This window comes from Candidatus Poriferisodalis sp. (genome assembly GCF_965208485.1).
Taxonomy (GTDB): Bacteria; Actinomycetota; Acidimicrobiia; order Acidimicrobiales; family Poriferisodalaceae; genus Poriferisodalis.
In genome coordinates this window covers 1,531,332-1,551,758 of sequence record NZ_OZ242344.1, presented here as the reverse complement: position 1 = coordinate 1,551,758, position 20,427 = coordinate 1,531,332, and the positions used below count along the sequence as shown (strand labels likewise).

19 protein-coding genes are annotated in these 20,427 nt (G+C 67.7%); 10 read left to right on the top strand and 9 right to left on the bottom strand.

The genetic code is table 11. The annotated features are described in order from the left end of the window. Positions 1-94: 94 nt before the first annotated feature. Together ACOGXQ_RS07185 and ACOGXQ_RS07180 are read right to left on the bottom strand one after the other, a co-directional pair. Entirely contained in the window at positions 95-301 is a 207-nt protein-coding gene (locus ACOGXQ_RS07185) for an FAD-dependent oxidoreductase (protein WP_419946731.1), read from the bottom strand. Positions 302-443: 142 nt separating this feature from the next. Next, the gene (locus ACOGXQ_RS07180) at positions 444-1,202 is read right to left on the bottom strand and encodes a dienelactone hydrolase family protein (RefSeq protein ID WP_419946730.1); all 759 of its coding nucleotides are present in this window, start codon (positions 1,200-1,202) and stop codon (positions 444-446) included. A gap of 175 nt (positions 1,203-1,377) precedes the next feature. Here ACOGXQ_RS07180 and ACOGXQ_RS07175 point away from each other — a divergent pair, with 175 nt between their 5' ends. The 8 genes from ACOGXQ_RS07175 (at position 1,378) to ACOGXQ_RS07140 (ending at position 10,596) form a co-directional block, all read left to right on the top strand. Further along, entirely contained in the window at positions 1,378-2,751 is a 1,374-nt protein-coding gene (locus ACOGXQ_RS07175) for an aminotransferase class III-fold pyridoxal phosphate-dependent enzyme (protein ID WP_419946729.1), read from the top strand. Between the two features lie 60 nt (positions 2,752-2,811). Next, positions 2,812-3,804, top strand: coding sequence for an ABC transporter substrate-binding protein (locus ACOGXQ_RS07170; RefSeq protein WP_419946728.1), 993 nt, complete (start codon positions 2,812-2,814; stop codon positions 3,802-3,804). 755 nt (positions 3,805-4,559) lie between these two features. After that, positions 4,560-5,333: an ATP-binding cassette domain-containing protein gene (locus ACOGXQ_RS07165; RefSeq protein WP_419947357.1), complete on the top strand. Its 774-nt coding sequence runs from the start codon at positions 4,560-4,562 to the stop codon at positions 5,331-5,333. Continuing rightward, a complete protein-coding gene (locus ACOGXQ_RS07160) occupies positions 5,333-6,322 on the top strand; it encodes an ABC transporter permease (RefSeq protein WP_419946727.1) in 990 nt (329 codons plus the stop codon). The genes ACOGXQ_RS07165 and ACOGXQ_RS07160 overlap by 1 nt, the downstream gene beginning before the upstream one ends. A gap of 71 nt (positions 6,323-6,393) precedes the next feature. Beyond that, positions 6,394-7,248: a phosphate acyltransferase gene (locus ACOGXQ_RS07155; protein ID WP_419946726.1), complete on the top strand. Its 855-nt coding sequence runs from the start codon at positions 6,394-6,396 to the stop codon at positions 7,246-7,248. A gap of 101 nt (positions 7,249-7,349) precedes the next feature. Continuing rightward, positions 7,350-7,973, top strand: coding sequence for a TetR-like C-terminal domain-containing protein (locus ACOGXQ_RS07150; protein ID WP_419946725.1), 624 nt, complete (start codon positions 7,350-7,352; stop codon positions 7,971-7,973). A 116-nt stretch (positions 7,974-8,089) separates the two neighbouring features. After that, positions 8,090-9,856 carry a sulfoacetaldehyde acetyltransferase gene (xsc, locus tag ACOGXQ_RS07145; protein WP_419946724.1) on the top strand — a complete coding sequence of 589 codons (1,767 nt, stop codon included), beginning with the start codon at positions 8,090-8,092 and terminating at the stop codon, positions 9,854-9,856. After that, a complete protein-coding gene (locus tag ACOGXQ_RS07140) occupies positions 9,769-10,596 on the top strand; it encodes a hypothetical protein (protein WP_419946723.1) in 828 nt (275 codons plus the stop codon). Before xsc ends, ACOGXQ_RS07140 begins: the two co-directional genes overlap by 88 nt. Before the next feature lie 37 nt (positions 10,597-10,633). On the opposite strand, the gene ACOGXQ_RS07135 is transcribed toward ACOGXQ_RS07140, so the two are convergent. The 6 genes from ACOGXQ_RS07135 to ACOGXQ_RS07110 are packed head-to-tail and all read right to left on the bottom strand — an operon-like array spanning position 10,634 to position 17,123. Beyond that, positions 10,634-11,410 (bottom strand): ABC transporter ATP-binding protein, encoded by a 777-nt coding sequence (locus tag ACOGXQ_RS07135; protein WP_419946722.1) that lies wholly within the window; start codon positions 11,408-11,410, stop codon positions 10,634-10,636. Then, a complete protein-coding gene (locus tag ACOGXQ_RS07130) occupies positions 11,407-12,336 on the bottom strand; it encodes an ABC transporter ATP-binding protein (RefSeq protein WP_419946721.1) in 930 nt (309 codons plus the stop codon). Before ACOGXQ_RS07130 ends, ACOGXQ_RS07135 begins: the two co-directional genes overlap by 4 nt. Next, on the bottom strand, positions 12,333-13,262 hold the full coding sequence (locus ACOGXQ_RS07125; protein ID WP_419946720.1) for an ABC transporter permease: 930 nt from the start codon (positions 13,260-13,262) through the stop codon (positions 12,333-12,335). The genes ACOGXQ_RS07130 and ACOGXQ_RS07125 overlap by 4 nt, the downstream gene beginning before the upstream one ends. Then, complete coding sequence (locus ACOGXQ_RS07120; protein ID WP_419946719.1) at positions 13,262-14,278, bottom strand: ABC transporter permease; 1,017 nt, start codon at positions 14,276-14,278, stop codon at positions 13,262-13,264. The genes ACOGXQ_RS07125 and ACOGXQ_RS07120 overlap by 1 nt, the downstream gene beginning before the upstream one ends. Positions 14,279-14,338: 60 nt before the next feature. After that, positions 14,339-15,472, bottom strand: a complete 1,134-nt coding sequence (locus tag ACOGXQ_RS07115; RefSeq protein ID WP_419946718.1) for a DUF917 domain-containing protein — start codon at positions 15,470-15,472, stop codon at positions 14,339-14,341. A gap of 34 nt (positions 15,473-15,506) precedes the next feature. Then, positions 15,507-17,123, bottom strand: coding sequence for an ABC transporter substrate-binding protein (locus ACOGXQ_RS07110; protein WP_419946717.1), 1,617 nt, complete (start codon positions 17,121-17,123; stop codon positions 15,507-15,509). Positions 17,124-17,351: 228 nt separating this feature from the next. Between ACOGXQ_RS07110 and ACOGXQ_RS07105 the strand changes: the two genes are divergently transcribed. Both ACOGXQ_RS07105 and ACOGXQ_RS07100 read left to right on the top strand, forming a co-directional pair. Next, complete coding sequence (locus ACOGXQ_RS07105) at positions 17,352-17,843, top strand: Lrp/AsnC family transcriptional regulator (RefSeq protein WP_419946716.1); 492 nt, start codon at positions 17,352-17,354, stop codon at positions 17,841-17,843. A gap of 1 nt (position 17,844) precedes the next feature. Next, positions 17,845-18,849, top strand: a complete 1,005-nt coding sequence (locus ACOGXQ_RS07100) for a hypothetical protein (RefSeq protein WP_419946715.1) — start codon at positions 17,845-17,847, stop codon at positions 18,847-18,849. Positions 18,850-18,860: 11 nt separating this feature from the next. Here the strand turns inward: ACOGXQ_RS07100 and ACOGXQ_RS07095 are convergent, their stop codons facing one another. Beyond that, complete coding sequence (locus ACOGXQ_RS07095) at positions 18,861-20,297, bottom strand: M20/M25/M40 family metallo-hydrolase (protein WP_419946714.1); 1,437 nt, start codon at positions 20,295-20,297, stop codon at positions 18,861-18,863. Between the last annotated feature and the right edge of the window lie 130 nt (positions 20,298-20,427).

The following is a 20,427-nucleotide window of genomic DNA, read 5'->3' as shown; positions in this document are numbered from 1 at the left end:
CATGTCAGCTTCCCGATGTAATGGCGATTATCCAAGACCCTACCAATGGTGCAGGACTCGAATTCCGCGGCGAAGGCGTCGCTGGCTGCGTCGGCTAACCCGTGGTCGACGCCAGGAGATCAGCGACCGCGGTTGCGGCGCGGCGACCGCTCGACAGAGCGCCGTTGACCGACGGGATGCCCATGTAGTCGCCCGCCAGGAACAGGTTGCCGATGCTGCCGGCAAGCTGGCCAGGCACTTCCGCGAGCGCGGCAAGCATGCCCGGCACCCCCATGCACAGCGCCTCGGGCCAGCGGTACACGCGGAAGAACAGTCCCTCATCGTCGCCGGGCAGCGCTGAGCCCGGCGAAGCCGCCGCCGATGATGACCACCCGCTGAGCGCTCATGAGTGCAGTTCCCCTCTCGTCAACCGCAGCCGCGACCCGGCGAGCCGGGCGCCGGCGTCAGGCCCTGCTGCCGAGATGCTCGCTGAACATCGTGAGCGCCGTGGCGTACGAACGGGCGGCACCCTCGGCGTGATACGCATGGCCGCCTGGCACGGCGAACCCGTGGTCGGCGCCCTCGATCACATCGACGCTGCCTCGATCGCCCAGCTCAGCCACCGCGTCGAGCAGCGGCTGGTTCTGCTCCAGCGAGGCGAGCTGATCTGCCGTGCCCTGTCCCATGTGCAGCCGTCCGGTGATCGTCGGCACGCCCAGGTGCGGCGAGTCCGGCTCGGTCGTGACACAGAACGAGGGATGCAGCCCGACACCGGCGACGAACGTGTCACCCCGGCCGACCAGCGCCCGCACCACCGTGCGGGCCCCGATGCAGTAGCCGATGCATCCCACGTTGACGGTGTCGACTGCGGGGTCGTCTTCGAGGGCCGCCAGCACCAACTCGATGTCCGCGTCGACCAAGTCGTCGGTGGTGCCGAGCAGCAGGCCGAGAAATTCCTGCATCGCAGGAGAATCCGGGCCCTCGGCAAACAGCGCAGCGATGTCGAACGTCAGCCACGGGCCGTTGCGCCAGTACCGGTCGGGCACCGCAACGCAGAAGCCCTCATCAGCGATGGCGTCGGCCGCCTCACGTGATCCGGCGTCGAACCCGGGACCGTGGTGGAAGAACATCACCAGCGGGAACGGGCCGTCGCCGTCCGGACGGACGATGTACAGCCCGAGCTTGCCGTCCGGGGCATCCAGTTCGCGTTCTTCAGAGTGCATGCAGCCCCCTTCGTCGTGCGTGCATGCCCCGCACCGTAACCGTCAACCACGCCACGCCTGCCCGAGCCGCCGCCGCGCGAAGACTTGTTCTCGAAGTGGAAATTGGCCTAACGCGGGCGTGATAGTTTCTAACCACTAGGTCGCGCATCGCTCGAGGGAACTCAGGGGGGAGCACATGGGGGACGACCGGGAGCTGGCTCGGCGCCATCTCGTACCTCACTTCACGCCCGCGGGCGCGTGGAACGCCGACGATCTCGTGGTGATCGAACGCGGCGAGGGGTGCTACCTCACCGACTCCGACGGCAACGAGCACCTCGACGGACTCGCCGGGCTGTTCTGCACCAATCTCGGCCACGGCCGCAGCGACCTCACCGCCGCCGCCGCCAAGCAGATGGACCAGTTGGCGTTCTACTCCAACTGGGGGTTCGCCCATCCCTCCGCCATTGAGGCGGCGTCGATGATCGCCGAATTCGCGCCCGACGGCCTCGACCGGGTGTTCTTCGTGAACTCCGGCTCCGAATCGGTGGAGTCGGCGATCAAGCTGGCCCGCTGCTTTCACCTGGCCAACGGCGAGGAGCAGCGCCACAAGGTGATCGCCCGCGACATGGCGTATCACGGCACCACCCTCGGCGCGCTCGCGCTCACCAGCATTCCCCGGGTGCGCGACCCGTTCCTGCCGATGATCACCGACACCGTCGCCCACGTGGCCAACACGCTGCACTGGCAGCTCGCACCGGGCCAGTCAGTCAGCGAGCTGCCGTGCGTGACCGAGGTGGAGGAAGCCATCGTGGCCGAAGGCCCCGAGACCGTCTCCATGGTGATCGCCGAGCCGGTCCAGAACGGCCGCGGCGCCCTCGTGCCGCCAGAGGGCTACTGGGCTGAGCTGCGCCGCATCTGCGACACTTACGGCGTGGTGCTGTGCGCCGATGAGGTGATCAACTCCTTCGGCCGCCTCGGCTACTGGTTCGGCAGCGAACGCTTCGGCGCCGAGCCCGACATCATCACGTTCGCGAAGGGCGTCACCAGCGCGTACGCCCCGTTGGGCGGCATCGTCGCGAGGGGCTCGCTCGTCGAGCGCGTGTGGGACTCGCCGCTGGCGATGTTCACCCACGGATCCACCTTCGGCGGCCACCCGGTCGCCACCGCGGTCGCTGTGGCGAACATGACAGCCATGCGCGACGAAGGCGTCTTCGCCGAGGTGCTGGCCAACGAAGCGCACCTCGCAGGAGGGCTGGCAGACCTGATGGACGCCCATTCGTGCGTGAAGGAGGTGCGCGGGGCAGGCTTCTTCTATGCGGTGGAGCTGATGCGCGACCGGCCTTCGGGCACCGAGCTCACCGAAGACGAGTTCGCATCCCTGCTGCCCGGAGGTGTCTTGGACCGGTTCGTCCGTCAGGAGCGTGTGTTGGTACGTCCCGATTCCCGAGGCGCTGCCATGCTCATGCTCGCTCCGCCGCTGGTGGCCGACACAGCCGTGATCGACGATCTGCTGAGCCGGGTCGACAAGGTGCTGGACCGCATAGGCGGCTGGCTCCGTGCCCCGAGTTGAGGCAGAACACCACCAAGAGCATCATCAACCCAAGACCATTATCAACATGGAGGGAACCGAATGAAACGACTACTGGCATTGTGCGCAGTGCTCGCGCTGGCCGCTGCCGCGTGCGGCGGCGACGACGCGCCCGAGGAGCTGAACGTCGCCTATTTCTTGGAGTGGCCGACCGCCAACCAAGTAGCCCAGCACGAGCAGACCTACGACGACGAGCTCGGCGTGACCGTCAACTGGATCCCGTTCGCTTCGGGCGGCGACATGGCACAGGCGATGGAGGCAGGAGACATCGACATCTCCTACTCGCAAGGCCTGACGCCGTTCGCCAACTTCGTGACGGGCGGTTCTGATCTGCTGCTGATCGGCGTCGCAGTCAGCTACGCCGACGCGGACAACTGCGTCGCCCATCCCGACTACGGCATCACCGCAGACAATGCGGCGGAGTCCTTGGCGGGTCAGAGCATCTACACGCCGCTCGGCAACGTGACGCACTTCAAGCTGCTGAAGATGCTCGAGCATCTCGGCGTGGACACCGGCACGGTCGAGCTGATCCAGTCCGAAGGCGGCCCCGCAGCGGTAGCCGCCCTGGACTCGGGCGAAGTGGCGATGGCATGCGCGTTCGGCGGAGCGGTGAACCAGATGATCGCCAATGGCGGCAACCTGGTGATGACCGGGGCGGAGCAGGAGGCCATCGGCATCCGTGTCTTCGACATCATCTCCACCACCGGAGACTTCGCTGAGGCGTACCCCGACGTCCTGACGGGCTTCCTGCAGGTGACCGAAGACGCCAACCGGGCCTACAACCGGGACCGGTCGCCGTTCATCGACACCATTGCGGAGGCTGCGGGCATGGAGCGCGCACCGACGATCGCCCTGCTGGACGCATTCTCGTTCCCCGAGAAGGACGTCCAGCTCTCCCAGGCGTGGCTCGGCGGCACCGTGCAGCAGGTGATGAAGGACCAGATGGACTTCTTCGTCGCCCAAGGCGAGATCGCCTCGGCGCTGTCCAGCTACGACAGCTTCGTCGACACAAGCTTCCTCGAAGCCGTCGAGTAACCCAGCAGATGATGGGCGGGTGCCGCGCCTCCCGGGGCGCCCGCCCATATCTGGCTGGCCTCATCTGGCCGGCGTCAATTGACCGGCGTCATCTGACACAGCGGGCATGATGAGCTAGAGCTTCTGCGGAGAGCCAGCAGGTTCGAGGGCACCGGATGGACTCAGTAGTCGACGCACTCGCGGACATCTACGACGGCATCACGTACGTGATTGCGCGGGGCGCGTACTGGATCTCGGTGGTGTTCCTGATCGTTGCCGCGATCGGCGTGGCGGCCATGATTGTCGACCTGCTGATCACCCCCTCGCACCGGTTCCGCAGTGCGGACAGCGCGGCGCATCCCACCGACGGGATGATCTTCATCGGCCAGCTCATGGCCGGTGCGGCGATCGTCGGCGGCGTCGTGCTCATCTTCCGTGACACGGCATCGCCGTGGCAGCCGGCGGTGGCGCTGGTGGGCGGGGCCGCCCTGATGGCCCTGATCGTCACCTACCGCCGAGCCGACGAGGCCCGCCAGGCGGCGATGGTCCGCTACCTGTGGCTGGCGCTGGCCGCGAGCTCCGCCGTCGCCGTGGTGCTGGCCTTCATGCAGATGGAGGACACCTCGATCGCCTACTTGGGTCTGCTTGCCACGGCCTGCCTGCTGGCTCGGGCGTGGCTCCTGCTGGCCCGCCCCGAAGTGCGGTTCGACCCCTCCGAGGTGGAGGTCACCGAGGAGTCGCGGACCGAGACCCCGCTTGTCGTGGAGAACCTCGGGATGGTCTACGAGCTGCCCGACGGCGGCACCGTGGAAGCGCTCTCCGATGTGTCGTTCATACTCGAGCCCGGCCGCCTGCTGACGCTGCTGGGCCCGTCGGGGTGCGGCAAGACCACGCTGCTGAACATCATCGCCGGTTTCCTGGCGCCCACCTCCGGCGAAGCCAAGCTCGGCGCCACGCCGATCACCGGCCCCGGCCAGGACCGCGGCATGGTGTTCCAGCAGGGAGCGCTGTTCGAGTGGCTGAGCGTGAACGACAACGTCGGATTCGGCGCTCGCATGAACGGCCGGTCCCGGCCGGCGTCGCGTGAGGCAGTGCAGGAGCTGCTGCGCATCGTGGGTCTCTCGGAGTTCGGCGACAAGGCGGTGTACGAGCTGTCGGGCGGCATGCAGCAGCGGGTGGCGCTGGCGCGGTGCCTGGCCAACGACCCGACCATCATCCTCATGGACGAGCCGCTCGGGGCGCTCGACGCGTTGACCCGCGAGAAGATGCAGGGCTTGGTGCTCAACCTGTGGCATCAGACGGGCAAGACGATTGTGCTGGTGACCCACAGCGTGGAAGAGGCGCTGTATCTGGGCGACCAGCTCTTCGTCATGGCGCCCCGCCCGGGCCGCATCGAGCGGATCTACGACCTGCCGTTCGCCCAGCAGGCCCTCACCGCTGATGCCCGCGAGCTGAAGGCCTCGGCAGAGTTCATCGAAGCCCGCGAAGAGATCCTCTCGCTCATCTGGGAGATGGAAGAGCAGATCATGGGCACGGCGGAGGGCGGCTGATGATCGAACGTCTCCGCCGACGCCGCCAGGCCACGCGCAAGACGGTCACCTTCGGCGATGCCGCCGAGGTGGGCGGGGCGCTGAGATGGACGGTCGTCAGCCTCATCGTCATCCTGGTGATGTGGTTCATCTCCACGACGGTGTGGGGGCTGCCCCAAGAGTGGTACGACCACGCGGAGGAGGTCCGGGCCGGCCTGTCCGCAGACGAGAGCTACGGCCAGCGAGACCTGCTGCGCGACTGCGACCGGGCCGCCGACGATCCCTCGGAATTCCCGGGCCTGTCGGCGTGCTCGTACACGCAGTGGCTCAGCGAGTCGACGCTGCCCAGCCCGATCCAGGTGTGGGATGCCTCATGGGACTTCGCCATCAACGGCTACAGCGGGTTCACCCTGTGGCAGCACCTGTGGCTGAGCTTCAGCCGCCTGGCCAAGGGACTGTTCTGGGGCGTGGTCATCGGCGTGCCGATCGGGCTGGCGATGGGCCTGTCGAGCCGTTGGCGGGGCATCTTCGACCCGGTGGTGGAGCTGCTGCGACCCATCCCGCCCTTGGCGCTGATCCCGCTGTTCATCGTGTGGTTCGGCATCGGCGAGGAGGGAAAGGTCAACCTGCTGCTGTTCGCTGCGATCTGGATCATGGTGATCGCCGCGAGATCCGGCGTCCTCGCTGTCAACACCACGAAGGTGCATGCCGCCTATTCCTTGGGCGCGTCCAAGGCCCAGGTGCTGCGGCACGTGATCCTGCCCAACGCGCTGCCCGAGATCTTCACGGGGCTGCGGGTGGCCATCGGGGTGTGCTGGGGCACGCTCGTCGCCGCCGAGCTGCTCGGCGCCAGTTCCGGGCTCGGTTTCACGATCTTCAAGGCCCGGCAGTTCTTCCTGCTCGATCTGATGCTCTCGGCCGTCATCCTCATCAGCATCCTGGGGGTGACCATGGACGTGGCCATGCGCATGGCTGAGAAGCGGTTGATCCCTTGGCGGGGCAAGGGTTGACAGCTTCCGAGCCGGCCGCGGGCCGGGAACCCGTTGAGGAATCGTGGCGACGGCAGGCACGAGCCGCGCAGATGCGAGTGGTCTTGGCCGACGGCGCCGACGAGCGCGCCCGGGCTGCGGCTGCTTCGTTGGCCGCCGAGGGCCTGGCCGAGCCGGTGCTGCTCGACGATCCTGCCGGTGCGTGCTCGCCGGCGGTGCGGGCCCACGCCGAGGCGTCGGCGTGGTGCGAGCGCATCGACATCGACGACCCGTTGCACGTCGCCGCGCTCATGGTGGCGGCCGGTGAGGCCGATGCCTGCGTCGGCGGTGCCAGCCGACCGTCTGCCGACGTGGTGCGGGCGGCGCTGTTCTGCATCGGGCCGGCGCCGGGCATCGACACCATCAGCAGCTGCTTCCTGATGGTGCTGGCGGACGGGACGCCTGTCACCTACGGCGACTGCGGGGTGATCCCCGAGCCCGACGCCGACCAGCTCGCTTCGATTGCGATGGCCACGGCGGCCACGCATGCCCAGCTCACGGGCGAGACGCCACGGGTGGCGATGCTGTCGTACTCCACCAAGGGCAGCGCCGAGGGCGCGGGGGTCGAGCGGGTGCGTGCGGCGACGCAGATCGTGCGCGACCGGATGGGCTCGTTGGCCATCGACGGCGAGCTGCAGTTCGATGCCGCCTGGGATCGGGGAGTGGCTGCCGCCAAGGCCCCCGGCTCGGAGGTCGCGGGCCGGGCCAACGTGTTCATCTTCCCCGACCTCGACGCCGGCAACATCGCCTACAAGATCACCGAACGGCTGGCCGGCGCCCGGGCGTACGGGCCGCTGCTGCAGGGGACAGCCGGGGCGATTCACGATCTGTCGCGAGGCTGCGACGCGGACGACATCGTCTCGGTGGCGCTGATTGCGGCCTGCCAGGCTGCTCAGCGTCGCTCGTAACGTCCGTTACCTCTAACAATTTTGATATAGCTGCTAACTTCGGTGTTAGTCGCTTGGGCGGCCAGTCTGGGCGGCGGCGCAGCGACGGAAGGCAGGGCGGGATGGCCGGACAGAACGGGGACCGCTCGACAGGGCGACGACCGCTGGACCGCGCCAAGGTCGTCGCGGCAGCCGCCGAGATCGCCGACGCGCAAGGGCTCGACAAGATGACCCTGACCCGGATCGCCGACGGGCTCGGCGTGCGCCAGCCGGCCCTGTACCGCCACATCGGCGGCTACGACGATCTGCTCCGCAGCCTCAGCCTGCGCGGCCGCGAGATCCTCGCCCAGCGGCTGACCGATGCCGCGGTGGGCCTGTCGGGCGACGACTCGGTCGCTGCGGTGGGCCACGCCTGGCGGGCCATGGTGCGAGACCATCCGGGCATCTACGCCGCCACCGACCGCTACCCGTGCGCCGGCGACGCCGAGCTGGAGGCCGCCGTGGAGCGAGTGCTGGCGGTGCTCGGGCAGACCCTGCGGGGCTACGACCTCAGCGACGCCGACCGGGTGCATGCCGCCCGCACGCTGCGCAGCGCCTTCCACGGGTTCAGCCATCTCGAGTCGGGCGACGGCCACCCCCTGCCGCACGACCCCGAGGACACGTTCGAACACCTAGTCGAGTTGCTGTGCGCAGGAATTCACCGGCTCTCCCGCACACCGGCCGGCGCCGCGAAAAGCGACCGGTGACGGCGCTTATTGTGGATTGGGCTAGTTCGACACCTTCCACTATCGGTTATAAGCTCTAACACGGCGGCGGGGTGGGCGTCGACGAGTCGGGAATTCGTTCAACGAAGGGTGAAGACATGACCCGCATGACCCCCAGCGAAGCGTTCGTCGAGACGATGGCGGCCCACGGGGTCGACACCATCTTCGGCATCATGGGCAGCGCGTTCATGGACGCCATGGACATCTTCGAGCCTGCCGGCATCGAGCTGGTGCCGGTGGTGCACGAGCAGGGCGCCGCGCACATGGCCGACGGCTTCAGCCGCATCAGCGGCCGCCACGGCGTGGTGATCGGCCAGAACGGGCCGGGCATCTCCAACTGCGTCACCGCGATCGCCGCTGCGTTCTGGGCGCACAGCCCGGTGGTCATCGTCACCCCCGAGACCGGCACGATGGGCATCGGCTTGGGCGGTTTCCAAGAGGCCAACCAGCTTCCGATGTTTGAGGAGTTCACCAAGTACCAGGGTCACGTCAACAACGAGCACCGCATGGCCGAGCTGACCGGCCGGTGCTTCGACCGGGCCCTGTCCGAGATGGGGCCGACACAGCTCAACATCCCCCGCGATCGCTTCTACGGCGACATCGACGTGGAGATTCCGAAGCCGCAGCTTCTGGATCGGGGCCCGGGCGGCGAGCGCACCCTGAACGAGGCCGCCGATCTGCTGGCGCAGGCCACCTTCCCGGTGATGATCTCGGGCGGCGGCGTGGTGATGGGCGACGCCATGGCCCCCACGATTGCGCTGGCTGAGCGGCTGGGCTGCCCGGTGGTCAACAGCTACCTGCACAACGACTCGTTCCCGGCATCGCATCCGCAGTGGTGCGGACCGCTCGGCTACCAGGGCTCGAAGGCGGCCATGCGGCTGATCGCGCGGGCCGACGTGGTGCTGGCGCTGGGCACCCGGCTCGGCCCGTTCGGCACCCTGCCCCAGCACGGGCTCGACTACTGGCCCGACGAGGCGAAGATCATCCAGGTGGACGCCGACGCCACGATGCTCGGGTTGGTGAAGCGCATCGACGTGGGCATCTGCGGCGATGCGGGCGCGGCGGCGGTTGCGCTCACTCAGCGGCTGGCCGGCCGCGAGCTGGTCTGCGACGCCACGCGGGCGCAGCGGGCTGCGGAGATCGCGGCCGACAAGGCCGACTGGGAAGCCGAGCTGGACGAGTGGATCCACGAGACCGACGACTTCAGCGTCGACATGATCAAGCAGGCGGCGGAAGAGACCTACAACTGGATGCATCCCCGCCAGGTGCTGCGCGAGCTCGAGAAGTCGATGCCGGAGCGGGTCATGGTGTCCACCGACATCGGCAACATCAACTCGGTGGCCAACAGCTACCTGCGCTTCGAGGAGCCCCGATCGTTCCTTGCGCCGATGAGCTGGGGCAACTGCGGCTACGCGCTGCCCACGATGATCGGGGCCAAGAAGGCGGCACCGGATCGGCCGGCGGTGGCCTATGCGGGCGACGGGGCGTGGGCCATGAGCATGGTGGAGACCATGACGGCGGTGCGCCACAACATCCCGGTCACCGCGGTGGTGTTCCACAACCGCCAGTGGGGCGCGGAGAAGAAGAACCAAGTCGACTTCTACGGCCGCCGGTTTGTGGCGGGCGAGCTGGACGGCGGCGAGAACTGGTCTGAAGCAGCCCAGGCCATGGGTGCCGAAGGCGTGCGGGTCAACCAGCTCGAGGACGTCGGCCCGGCGCTGGAGCGGGCCATCGACGCCCAGATGAACGGCGGTCGCACCACCATCATCGAGGCTATGTGCACGATGGAGCTGGGCGATCCGTTCCGCAAGGATGCGCTCAAGCGCCCAGTCCGCTTCTTGGACAAGTACGGCGAATACACCTGATCGCGTGCGGGTTCGCGCCGCTGCGGTCGTCGGCGCGCTGGCGCTGCTGGCGAGCGGCTGCGTGGCATGTCACCGTCCACGACGACGGGTCGGGCTCGTTCGAGTGGAGCTACACCTTCGACGATGCCGCTGTCCAGTTCGACGCGGACGATGGCACGGGCGGCGGCGAACTCACGCCGCACGCGGCATGCGAGCAGTTCCTGAGACGGTTCGACGGCGCCGGTCCGGTGCGGCCACGTGTCGCCGCAGTCCCGACGCGTGTCGAGGCGCATCACAGCGACGGCGTGTGCAGCTATGTCGCCTCCATCACGTGGTCGGCTGACGATTCAGAGGACGTGCTGGGTTCGCTGGCCGTCAATCACGGTCCGGAGATCCGCCGCATCACCGGCGGCGGGTGGAGCTTCGACCTCGAGACCCGTTTCGTCGACGAGTACTTGGCTGCCGGCGGGCCGTTGTTCGCAGCGGTCGGCGAGCTGCACCCGACTTTCACGCTCTCGTTGACGCTGCCCGGCACGCTCGTCGAGAGCAACGCCGACACCACTCACGGGTCGAACCATGTCTGGGTCATCGACCTGGCCGACTTCGAGAACGTGCCCAAGGTGCTCCACGCCGAGTCGGCGACTGCCGGCGGCGGATTCCTGCCCCAGATGATCGGCATTGCACTCTTTGCGATCGTGCTGGCGCTCGCCGTCCGCTACCGCCTCTACAAGCGCCGCCGAGCCCAAGCCACCGCCTGGTAGCCGCCCGACAGCCCGTCGGGAGCGCCGCGGTCCAGTGCTACACAGCGAGCGACGACGCCAGAAGTCCGCGTGTGTAGGCGTGCTGAGGCTCGTCAAAGAGCGCGCCGGTCTGCTGCTGCTCCAAGATCTCGCCGAAGCGCATGACAGCGATCCGATCTGCAAGGTGCCGGGCGACACCCAGGTCATGCGTGATGAACAGGTAGGTGAGGCGGCGGTCAGCCTTGAGCTGCTGCAGCAGGTTCAGCACCCCTGCCTGCACGGACACGTCGAGCGACGAGGTGGGCTCGTCGAAGATGATCATCGAGGGCTCGAGCACCAGCGCCCGGGCGAGCACCACCCGCTGAGCCTGTCCGCCGCTGAGTTCATGGGGGAGCCGGTCACGCACGGCAGGGCTCAGATCGAGTGCCGCGATCGTCTCGTCTGCTCGGGCGCGGCGCTGCAGGCGGCTGAGCCGTGTGTGGACGAGCAGGGGTTCCTCAACCTGGCGTCCGACCGGCTGCCGAGGATTGAGCGCCAGCAGCGGATTCTGGGCCACCATCTGCATCCGGCTGCGGATCCGGCGTCGCTCGGGTCCGCGCAACCCGACGAGCTCGGTGCCGTCGAAGCGGATGCTCCCATCGACTCGCGGAATGAGCCCGGTGACGGCCTCGGCGAGCGTGGACTTCCCGGCCCCCGATTCCCCGACGACCGCGAGTGTCTCGCCCTCGTGCACCTTCAGGTCCAGGCCGTCGATCACCAGTGTCGATCGCCTGCGTCTCGCCGTTCGGCTTGCGTAGCCCACACGCAGGCCCTGGATCGACAGACGGGGGCTCACGCGGAGTCCTCCACCAAGACGCACGCAGCCCGGTGCCCGGCCTGAACCCGGCGCAGCGCCGGCTGGGCGACCCGGCAAGGTTCGACGGCGTGAGGACAGCGTGGCGCGAAGGCACAGCCGCGGATCTCCTCACGGCCATCGGGCACGCCGCCGGCGATGGAGGCCAGGTCTCGGCCCACCGCGTCGGGTCGGGGGACCGATTCCAGCAACGCGCGCGTGTAGGGGTGAGTCGGGGAGTCCAGGACTTGATCGACCGAACCCGTCTCGGCCACTCGACCCGCATACAGCACGACGACCCGATCGCACACCCGCCGGATCGCGGCCAAGTCATGGCTGATGAGCACAATGCCGAGCTCGCTCACGTCGCTCAGATCTGCGATCAGGTCCAGTACCTGTGCCTGGGTGGTGACATCGAGCGCCGTGGTCGGCTCGTCAGCTATCAGCAGCTGCGGCCGCTGCGCCAGGGCCAGCGCGATCACCGCCCGCTGTCTCATGCCGCCCGAGAACTCGTGCGGGTAGGCGTCCAGCAAGTGTTCAGGCTCGGCGAGGCCCGCCCGAGCGAGCAGCCCGCACAGGACCTCACGGTCGCGAGTCCTGGCGACGATCTGCAGCTGACGACCGATGGTGAACACCGGGTTCAACGCGGCGCCCGGATTCTGGTACACGAGCGCTGCTGCGCTTTGCAGGCTGCCGTCGACGGGCGTCGCCTCGCCCCGGAACCGCAGCTCGCCCCTCACGGCGGCAGTGCTGGGCAGCAGCCCCAGCAGGGCGCGGAACAGCACGGTCTTGCCGCAGCCTGACTCGCCGACCACACCCAGGATCTCGCCGTTGTCGACATGAAGCGACACGCCGCGCACCGCACGCACCGGCCCAGTGGGCGGGTTGAAGGTGACATGCAGGTCGTCGACTTCGATCAGGGGCGTCATTGCTGATCGCCTCTGGTGCGAGGATCGGTGACGTCGCGGATGACGTCGCCGGCGAGGTTGAAGGCCATGGCCACGATGACGATGACAGCGCCGGCGAACCCGGCGATCCACCACTGACCCGACAGCACGTACTGGCGGCCCTCGGCGATCATGGTTCCCCAGTCAGCGGTGGGCGGCCGTGGCCCTAGCCCCACGAAGCTCAGCCCGGCGGCCGTGAGCACCGCCGCACCGAGGTCGGCGGTTGCCTGAACCCAGACGGGCGCCATCGCATTGGGAACGATGTGCCGCGTGATGACGCGGCGGTGGGGAACCCCGATGGCCCTGACTGCCTTGACGAAGGAGCGCTCTCGCAGGCTCAGCACCTGCGAGCGCACCAGGCGCGCGTACCACGGCCACCATGAGATGGCGATGGCGATGATCGTGTTCCGCAAGCTCGCGCCGAGGGCGGCGGCGACCATCACCGCAAGCAGCAGCGGGGGAAACGCCAGGAACGTGTCAGTGATGCGCATCAGGATCTCGTCCACCCAGCGCCCGAAGTACCCCGCAATCGCCCCCACGACCACTCCGATGACCACGGACAGCACCACGACCCCGACCGCCACCCACAGCGCCGTGCGAGCACCGAACAGGATCCGGGCTGCCACATCGCGTCCCAGATCATCAGTGCCCAGCCAATGCGACCAGCTCGGTTCTTGGAGCCGGATGGGCAAGTCGGGCACGCCGCGGCCTGCGTCGGCGTACGGCGTGAGCCAGGGAGCGAGCAGCGCCGCCAGCGCGAACAGCACCACCACGACGGCCGCGGCAACTCCGAGCCGGCTCCGGATGAAGTGCCACAGCGCGCCCCCCGGCGCCACCAGCGGGCGGCGGCCCCGCCCTGCAGCGCCGAGACCGAATCGGCGGGCACGCGGCTGCGGATCGGCGTTCATCAGCCCAGCTCCACGCGGGGATCCAGACGCGCCTGGATGAGATCCAGCACGAGATTCACCAGCACGTACACGACCGTGACGGCCAGTGCTGCCGCAGTGATCACCGGGTAGTCCACACGCACGACGGCGTCAGTCAGGTACTTGCCGATGCCCGGCCAAGCGAACACCGTCTCGACCAGGAACGCGCTCGACACCGAATAGGCGAAGGTCAGCCCCAGCACGGTCAGCGCCGGCAGCACGGCGTTCTTGAGCGCGAGCCGGCTGAGCACGGTACGCCGCGGCACCTGCGCCACCCGTGCGGCTTCGATGTAGTCGCTGCCCAGCACTTCGAGCATCGAGCCGCGAATCAGCCGGATGGTGAGTCCGAGCGGGTACGCAGCCATCACCGCCACCGGCATGGCGAGGTGACTGATCACGTCCGCGAAGTTCGACAGGCTGCCTGACAGCAACGAGTCGATGACGAAGAAGCCCGTGATCTCGTTGAAGCTCACCGACGGATCGGTCCGGCCCGAGAGCGGCAGCCACCCGAGGCGCGAGGCGAACAGCAGCTGCAGCAGGAGGGCACCCCAGAACACGGGCATCGACACACCGGTCACTGCGAACAATCGGATGGAGGTATCGCTGGGACGGCTGCGGTGAGCCGCGGCCCACGCGCCGGCGGGGATTCCGACGACCATGGACAGCAGCGTCGCCGCGAGCGCCAGCTCCAGCGTCGCGGGCAGAAAGCGGCGCAGATCCTGCGCGATGGGTCGCCGCGTCGCGAACGACACGCCCAGATCGCCCTCCGCCAGGTCCCCCAGGTAGGTCACATACTGCGACAGCACGGGTGCATCGAGTTTCAGGTCTTGACGAACCTGCTCGACCTGCTCGGGACGGGCTCGTGCGCCCGCATAGAGCTGGGCCGGGTCCGACGGAACGAGACGCGACACCACGAAGGTGATCGTGACGACGCCCAGGATCACGAGGAGGCTCGTCGCGGCCCGGCGTGTCAGATACCTGGCCCCGATGCCTCTCACCAGTCCGAAGTATCGGTCATGCCGGTTCCGTGCGGGGCCTCGGTGCCTCAGACACCGAGCTCACTGCATCAGCCGCTCGATGGGCACATAGGGCAGGTCGAACCCGAAGTAGGCAGGGCCGGTGCCGTTCACGAGAGCGTCCGGCCCCCGGAACGCGTCGAGGCCGGCCATGCCGACAGCGACCACCTCGTCGCCTATCTCGATGTCGGTGTTGGTGTAGCCGCGGGCGCTGCCCGGATCGACCAGTGTGACCAGGTCAGGGCTGCACACCCAAGGCTGGCCGTCCAGCCAGGTGACGTGGGTCTCGTTCTTGAACCACGTGCGCAGGCTGCGGCCCGCCGAGGTGCCCCGACCTTCGATCTCGAGCGTGCCGATCATGAAGCCGCCCGAGTCCTCCCAGGTCTTGTCCACGACGACGCCGTCGAACAGACGCCACCCGCCGACCACCTCGAGTGCGGCCGCCACGGGATCGCGCTCGGCCTCGGTTGCCCCGCGGCATGCCCGCCCGATCTGCAGGCACAGCGACAGCGTCCCCGGAACCAGCACGCGCTTCATCTCACGCCCGCTCAGCGGTGTCGACGCGATGGCCGCGCCGTCGAAGCTCGCCATGGCGATGTGGCGGGCGATCCGTTCGAGCATGTACGGATTGGCCGCTTGCTTGACAATGACGGTGTTGCCCCAGCGATCCACGGCAGCGAACGGGTCGCTCGAAATGCCGTGCACGAACGGGGTGCTCTGCATCTCCTCGGGAATCGCCCGCCCCGAATAGTCGCCGTCGACGATCGGTATGCCCAAGCGTGCGGCCGCAACGACAGGACCGGGAGTGTTGCTGGCGCCCAGTTCGGCCGCCACGAGGCACCCGATCGGCTGCCCAAGGTGCTCGGACAGCTCCCGCACGGCCTCGCAGATGGTGTCATCGCCGAGATCGTCGTCGGCATCGAGGCGCACCGCCGCCAAGGCATCGGCCTGGCCATCGGATCGGGGGGCGATCGACCCGATGCCGTACACCATGGCAGTGAGCACATCGTCGCCGATGCGATCCGCGTCGTGCCACCTGAGGGTCAGCCCATCGTCGAGCGCAGCCGTCAAGGCCTTGCGGCCCTCGACAGGGTCGCCGCCGCCGCCGGTGCCCATGAAGAGGCAGCCGGCGATGAAGTCTTCGCAGTCAGCGACGGATTCCAGTGAATGCGTCACCTGGTTCTGTCGGGGGGTCGTGCTGGGTGCGGGCTCAGCGGACGGCTCGCAGATCGTAGAACCGCACGACGTTGGCATAGGCCGGGTTCGGGACATGCCCGGTGAACTCGGCCCGCAAGACCTCCACCGATGGCACGTCCAGCATGAAGACGGCCGCATGGTCGGCGATCAGGATCTCCTGTGCCTGGCGGAAGAGCTCGCTTGCGGCCTCCCGATCGGTGCCGCTGACCGCGTCCGCCTCGTTGATCAGATTGTCGAACTCCTCATTGGAGTAGTAGCCGAGGTTGAAGAACGGCTCCTCTTCGGAATGGAACGTCGAGAACAGGAAGTCAAATGGAGTCACGTAGCTCGGGAACCAGAACATGGTGAACACGTCCTGCGCGGTGTCGGGGTCTGACTGGGCCTTCTCCCAGCGGGCATCCCAAGTGAGCGGCTCCAGCTCGAGGTTGACACCGATCGTGGCAAGGTTCGCCTTCCAGACTTCGCCGATTTGCTGCTGCTCGGTGGTGCCGGCGTCAAAGCTGTAGGTGACGGTGAGACCGTCGGCGCCGGCCGCTTCGATCAGCTCTCGCGCCCGGTCGAGGTTGGTCTGGGGAATATCCAGGTCCGGACTGGAGCCCCACACCGTCAGCGGCACCATGCCGCGTGCGCGGACCGCCTCGCCGCCGTACAGCGCCGCGGTGACATCGTCGTAGGGGAACGACAGCACCAGGGCTTCGCGGATCTCCGCAGAGAGCCGTCGGACGTTCAGCATCCCGAAGAGGTTGGTCATGGACAGACCGCGCAGGACGCTGATCTCGCTGTCGGATTCGAGCGAGTCGTAGACGTCGAACGGCAGGTTGTAGGTGAAGTGGGCATCGCCGTTGCGGACGAGCTGCTCCGCCAGCACAGGGTCTTCGATGAGCCGCATCTCGACGGAGTCGACCTGGCCGTCCGACCAGCCGCCCCAGTAGTCGTCGAACCGGGCCAGCCAGGTGCTGCCCGCCGGGTCGTGAGCGTCGATCGTGTACGGACCGGTGCCGCAGGCGTTGCCGTCGTTGAACCAGGCGGAGTCGTTGCCGACGGCGGAGGGGCACACGATGTAGACGGAGTACTGCGAGGACAGCACCAAGTCCATCGGCGCCGGCCACGCGAGCGTGAACGTCAGCGTGTGGTCGTCGGGAGCCTCCATCGACTCCACGGGCAGCAGGATGAATGCCGCTCCGAGGTCCAGGTCGATGGTGCGCTGCAGCGAGTCACGAACTGCTGCGGCAGTCAGCGGGGAGCCGTCGTGGAACGTGACGCCCTCGCGGAGCTTGAAGGTCCACTCGGTGGCGTCGGCGTTCGAGGTCCACGACTCGGCGAGCACGCCGCTCACCTCGTCGGAATTGTCGGGATTGGCCAGCCGCGTCAGCGTCTCGTACACGTTCTGCAGCAGTGCGTTCTCGTTCGAGAACGCACTCGAGGGGTCGAGGTCGCCGAACCCGTACGGGTTCGAATAGACGAATTCGACGCTTGCGGCCTCAGCAGGAGCAGCCGCCGCTTCGGTGGTCGCCGCCTCATCCGCCGGTGCCGTTGTGTCAGCCGTGTCAGCGGTGTCCGTGCCGCTGGTGCAGCCTGCAGCGAGCAGGGCTGCGGCGACGGCAACGCAGAGATACGTCCTGATCCTCATTCCGATGTCCTCCCCGTTCCGAGCGTCCGCGCCGTTACTCACGGCGAGACTCACACGCGCATATGTTCAGCATATGCCCGCTCGGATTGCAGAAGTCCTAGCACAAGTGTTCGATACATGCAAATCTTGTATTCTGAAAACGCAATAACTGCAAGTTATGCCGTCGCATCGATCCGTCCCGCTGGACAAGGCTCGGCTCGACGTCATCAACGCGGGAGGCGCAACGTCGTGCAGCTGGACGATCTAGACCTCGAAATTGTCGGAATGCTCAGCGTTGACGGCAGAGCCAGCTACAGCGAGATCTCCAAGGAAGTCGGCGTCAGCGTCGGGACCGTGCGAAACCGCATCACCCAGATGCGCGAGGCCGGTGTGCTCCACCTCAACGTCTGGCTGGATCCGTACCGCTCCGGCTTGGCCATCTACGCCACGTTGTTGCTGCGGGTGAGCGCGGGGAAGCTCGAAGCGGTGACCTCGAGGCTGGCCGAACTGGACGAAGTCGGGTATGTCGCCACGCTGACCGGTGGGCACGACGTGCTCGCGGACGTCTTCTGCCGGGACGTCCCTCACCTCAGCGACTTGGTCCACAGCCAGGTCCAGGCGATCGACGGCGTGGAGTCGGTGACCTCCTACCTCGTCACTGACGTGAAGTACGAATCGAACCTCAACATCCGCAGGGTCATCGACCGGCTGAGCAATGCCGACGGGGAGAACGGCGGCTGAAGTGGCTGGCGCGGCAGCGGCGGAGCTTCAGCAGGCGGCTCGTGTCCTGGTTACCGAGGTCCGACCGGTCGCCCCGGGTGACCGGGTGCTGATCACTGCTGACAGCAAGGCGGACCTGCAGGTTGCCCGTGCGACGAGGGCAGCGGTCCAGGCGGCCGGCGCGATTCCCACTGTGCTGAGTTACCCGGCCGGCACTCCTGTCGGGCCGGCGCCCGAGGCGGTGACCGCCGCGGCGACCCAGGCGCAGCACTGGATCAACTTCTCGGTCGGCTACCACCTCTACAGCGACGCGTACGAGGCTGCTATCGCCAACGGCTGCATCTACGTGGAGCTCACCGGCATGGACGCGGACATGATGATCCGCACGATCGGCAGGGTGGACAACGCCCTGCTCGAACGGGTCAAGACCTTGCTGTACCGCAGGTCGCAGGCCGTCGAGGCGGTGCGGCTGACCAGTCCAGCGGGCTGCGACGTGATCATGACGGTGGATCCGGCGGGCGATCACTTCTGGGAGGATCCCCCCGCCGACGGCGGCTGGCCCCAGATGCTGGGCGGCCAGTCCGGCTGCATGGTGTTCCGGGAGTCGGTGAACGGCACGCTGGTGTTCGACGGTGCCGCGTGGCCGCCCGACAGCCTCGGGCTGCTCGAGCGGCCGATCGTCATGACCGTGGCGGATGGGTACGTCACCCACTTCTCCGGGGGACCCGAGGCCGAGCTCTACGAACAGTGGCTGCGGTCATTCGGCAACGCCGAGGCGTTGATGTTCGACCACTTCTGCTACGGCTTCAATCCGGGGGTGCCCAGGCCGACAGGACGGATCTTGGAGGACGAGCGGGTCTTCGGGTGCGTGCAGATCGGCATCGGCGCGACCGAGCTCGGTTCGCCCACCCATTCTGACGGCGTGGTGCTGGCACCGTCGGTGTGGCTCGACGACCACCAGATCCAAGCTGACGGTGCCTACGTCGATCCGGAGATAGCCGCGCTGACCGATCGCCTGCTCGCCTGAGAGGGCTGTGTTCACACTTCGGAGCGTGTCGCTCCGGCGTGGAGGATGTCGGCGATGCAGCCGGTGAGCTTCTCCGCGTAAGCAACGTGGAGGAACTCGTTCGGGCCATGAGCGTTGGACTCCGGCCCCAGCACGCCGGTCACGACGAATTGCGATTCGGGGAACATGCCGCCGAGCATGGCGATGAACGGGATACTGCCACCCTCTCCGAACAGCTGCATCGGCTGCCCGAACCGGCTCAGCGCGCTCTCGTTGAGCGCAGTCGCCAGCCACGGTGCCAGATCGGGGGCGTCCCAGCCGTCAGCACAGTCGACATCGTCGACGCTCACCGTTGCTTGCAGCGGCGGATTCGAGCGCAGCAGCTCGGCGAGCTCGGCTGCAGCAGCTCGGGAGTCAGCGGTCGGCGGCAGTCGCAGGCTGAGCTTGAGGGCGGTGAACGGCCGCAGCACGTTGCCGGCCGACGCGGTGGGCGGCATGCCGTCGGCACCCACGACGCTGAGCGCAGGGCGCCACGTTCTGGCCAGCAGGCCGTCTGCCGGATCGTCCTCCATGAGCTGCAGATCGCCGATCAAGCCGAAGTCTTCGCCTGTGCCGCCCAGGAATTCGGCCATCGCTCTCGCCTCGGCGACCCGGTGGGGCGGGATGTCGGAGTTGGCCGATTCAACCTTCACGTGGCCGGAGTCGGCGTCCTCGATGCGATCCAGCAGGATGCGCAGCAACCGGAACGAGGAGGGCACCAGTCCGCTGGCCATGCCGCTGTGCCAGCCCTCGGCGATGACATCGATACGCAGGGTGGCCTCCACCAGGCCGCGCAGCGAGGTAGTGAGCCACACCGTGTCATAGGTGGCGCAGCCCGAGTCCAGGCACACCACCAGGCCCACGTTGCCGAGTCGCTCACCGAGCGCCTCAAGATGGTCCAGCAGGTCCGGGCTGCCGGATTCCTCGCAGGCCTCGATCAGCATCAGGCAGCGGCTGTGGCTGCCGCCGCTCGCCTGCACGGCTTCGATTGCCGTCATGCTGGCGAACGCGGCATAGCCGTCATCGGCACCGCCGCGGCCATACAGACGGTCGCCGTCTCGCACCGGCGTCCACGGGCCGAGGCCGTCTTTCCAACCGGTCATCTCGGGCTGCTTGTCGAGGTGTCCGTAGAGCACCACGGTGGATGCGTCTGCGCCGTTGGCCGCGGCCGCGCCGAAGGGTTCCACCTCTACGACGATCAGCGGGGTTCGGCCCGGCAGCCGCTGGATGTCGACTGTGGCGCCGGCGATCGGCCGGGACTTGAGCCATGCCGCTACCTGCTGAACCGCGGCCTCGATGTGGCCTGCTGTCTCCCAGTCTGCGTCGAAGCTCGGCGACAGCGCGGGAATCGCTATGTAGCGCTCGAGCTGGGGGATGATCTCGTCGCGCCAGCAGTCCGCAATAAGGCTCTGCGCGTTGTCGGCATCCATGCTCGGACTCCTCCCTGCTGCTCACCGACCAGTGGGTCTCGAACAGTAGAGCCTGCGGCTCGATCAGAGGTCATCGAGCGCCTCGCAGGCCGTGCGGTGCGGCCCATCCTTGGGGCGCTCTCTTGCAAGT